The sequence below is a fragment of the Zavarzinella formosa DSM 19928 genome (assembly GCF_000255705.1).
Lineage (GTDB): Bacteria > Planctomycetota > Planctomycetia > Gemmatales > Gemmataceae > Zavarzinella > Zavarzinella formosa.
Genome location: NZ_JH636447.1, coordinates 99537 through 101897, shown reverse-complemented (window position 1 = coordinate 101897; position 2361 = coordinate 99537). Strand labels below are relative to the sequence as shown.

Sequence of the window (2361 nt, the reverse complement as noted above, 5' to 3'; positions counted from 1 at the left end):
TCTTCACCCAGAAGGAACAGGCCGGGTGGGACAAGGCGTGGGCCGTTCACGCCAAACGATTCGCCGCCGAGATCACGGCCGCGAAGAAGCAGGCGACCCCGTTGAAGCCGAAGCTCTCGGCCGGGGAATTGCAAGAACTCGCCTTCGGGGCCTACGTCGGCCTCGTCCGCGAACAGGGTTCCTCGACCGCAACGCCGGCGACCATCCGCGTTCGCCAGACGGCGCTCGCCCGCATTTTCGCCATCGCGTCCACGGGGCCGGCGGCCGCTCGCTCGGCGCGGCCGATTCTCACGCAAGCCCTCGGCGATCCGAACCAGCCCGTGCGGATGCAAGCCTTCGAGCATCTGCTCTCGCTCGGCTTCGACAAAACGATGCTTGCCGCCGACGCCTTGGAAGCCGGCCACACCGACTTGGGCGTGAAGGGGCTGGAGTTGCTCACCGCCGGCACGACCGGCACGGACAGCGACGCCGTGCTGGAGCGGGTACTCCTCTCCCGCACCGACGATCTCGCTTTGGAAGCGGCGAAGTTGCTCGCGAAGACGAAGGGCCAAGTCCCGGTCGCGGCGGTCAGCCTCGACGCGGTGAGCGAGAAGTTGCGGCAGCAGTCCGTCGCATGGCTGGCCGCCGAGTACGACAAGAACGCGGAGGCCCAGAAGTATCTGCGGAAGGCGGTCGAATCGCGCTATCGCCACGTCCGGCAGGCGGCCGCGATGGAACTGGCGACGAAGAAAGACCAGGCCGCGTTCGACGTGCTGGCCGCCATGCTGCGAGAGGCGACGGAAAAGGGCCAGCAGGGACGGGTCATCGCCGCGCTCGGAACGCTCGGCGATTCGCGGGCCGTGGACGTGTTTCTCGACCGCATCGAGTCCGACCCGACCGGCACGGCCTTGGTCGGCGATTTGTTCGAGGCGGCCGCGGTCTTTTACAACCCCGCCTGCGTTGACCGGCTCGCCGACATGGCCCTCCGGAAGGGGGAGTGGTTCGCCCATGCTTACAACGCCGTCCTGATCGTCAGCGGTTACACACAGATTGCGCCGTCGCCGGACGACGAGGCGGCCTTCGCCGCCGCAGAGGCGAAGCAACACCCCCGGCTTCCGGCCGTGCTGGCGAAGGCCTTCGACCTGCTGATCCGGACCGGCAAGATCGTCGACCGCCCCGCCGTGCTGGCTCACGCGAAGGCGAGCCGGGGACCGGAAGTCGACGAACCGCTCGCCACGATGGCCGCCAGCCCGCACGACGAGGTCCGTCGCAAGGCGCTGGAAATGATCGGCTGGCGGCTCCGCAAACGCGGCGGTCCGCCGGATGCCTTGCTGAAGGCTCTCCGGCACAAAGACCCGACGACGCAATTCATGGCGGCGGAAGGGCTGGCCCGAGGCGGCCGAAGCGAAGGTTTGCCGGTTCTGCTGTCGAGCCTGGAGTATCTGGACGACGTGCAGATGCGGCGCAACGCCGTGCTGGCCCTCGGCGAACTGGCCGACCCTCGGGCGGTGGATGTGCTGTTGAAATTCGCCGGCGAGAACGGGCACGCCCTTCAGGAGCCGGCGGCGGAAGCCCTTGGGCATTTGCGAATATCGCCGCGTGGCGACGAAATCGGCAAGCTGCTCGAACGCCTCGCGAAGTCGCCGATGGACGGCGTCGCCCAACAGGCGCTGGTCGGCCTGCGCTGGTTCGACTCGCCGGCCGGATGGACGCTCATTCGCGCGGCGGCCAGATCGAACAACTGGAAAACCCGCCAAACGGCCGTTGAACAGCTCGGCCACTCCGCCGATCCCGCCAGCCGGGACGCCGTGCTGGAGCGGTTGCGAAAGGACAACGACAACGACGTGGTCAACGCCGCCTTCGACGCGGCCGTGCGGCAGTTCGGTCCCGACTCGCTGGAGCCGTGTTACGCGGCGGTGGAAACGCCGCACGAGAAAAACTTCACGGCGATGGGCGAAGCCGGGACGGACGTTCTCAAGGCTCTCCGCGAACGCGGCGACACGCTCCGGCTGTTGCAAACGCTGCCGCAGACGACCGGCAATGGGTTTGCGGCCGTCGAGGGCATTTTGATGGCCCGGCCGACGCCGCCGGACGACGTGATGACGAAGGCCCTGGCCGGCGACAACCCGTGGATGGTCAAGGCCGCCGCCCGCATGATCGCCCGTGCGGCGGCGCCTTCCACCCCGGTGCGAAAGGCCGTCGAAGCGGCCATCGGCAAGTGGTGGGCCACGTGGCGGACACGCCGAGATCTGATGCTCCGTCGCATCGGACAACACGATCAAGAGGCGACGGCGAAGGCCGTGACGCTGGCAGAGGTCGCCCTCGAAGAATTGCTGTGGCCGGCCGCCCGCTTCGGCTTCGCCGAGAAGACGCTCGCCGACC

1 protein-coding gene is annotated in these 2361 nt (G+C 68.1%); it reads left to right on the top strand.

The window, feature by feature from the left end; translation table 11 throughout:
- The coding region (locus tag BGIM_RS54445; RefSeq protein ID WP_040891497.1) for a HEAT repeat domain-containing protein at window positions 1-2361 on the top strand (2361 nt) is incomplete at both ends.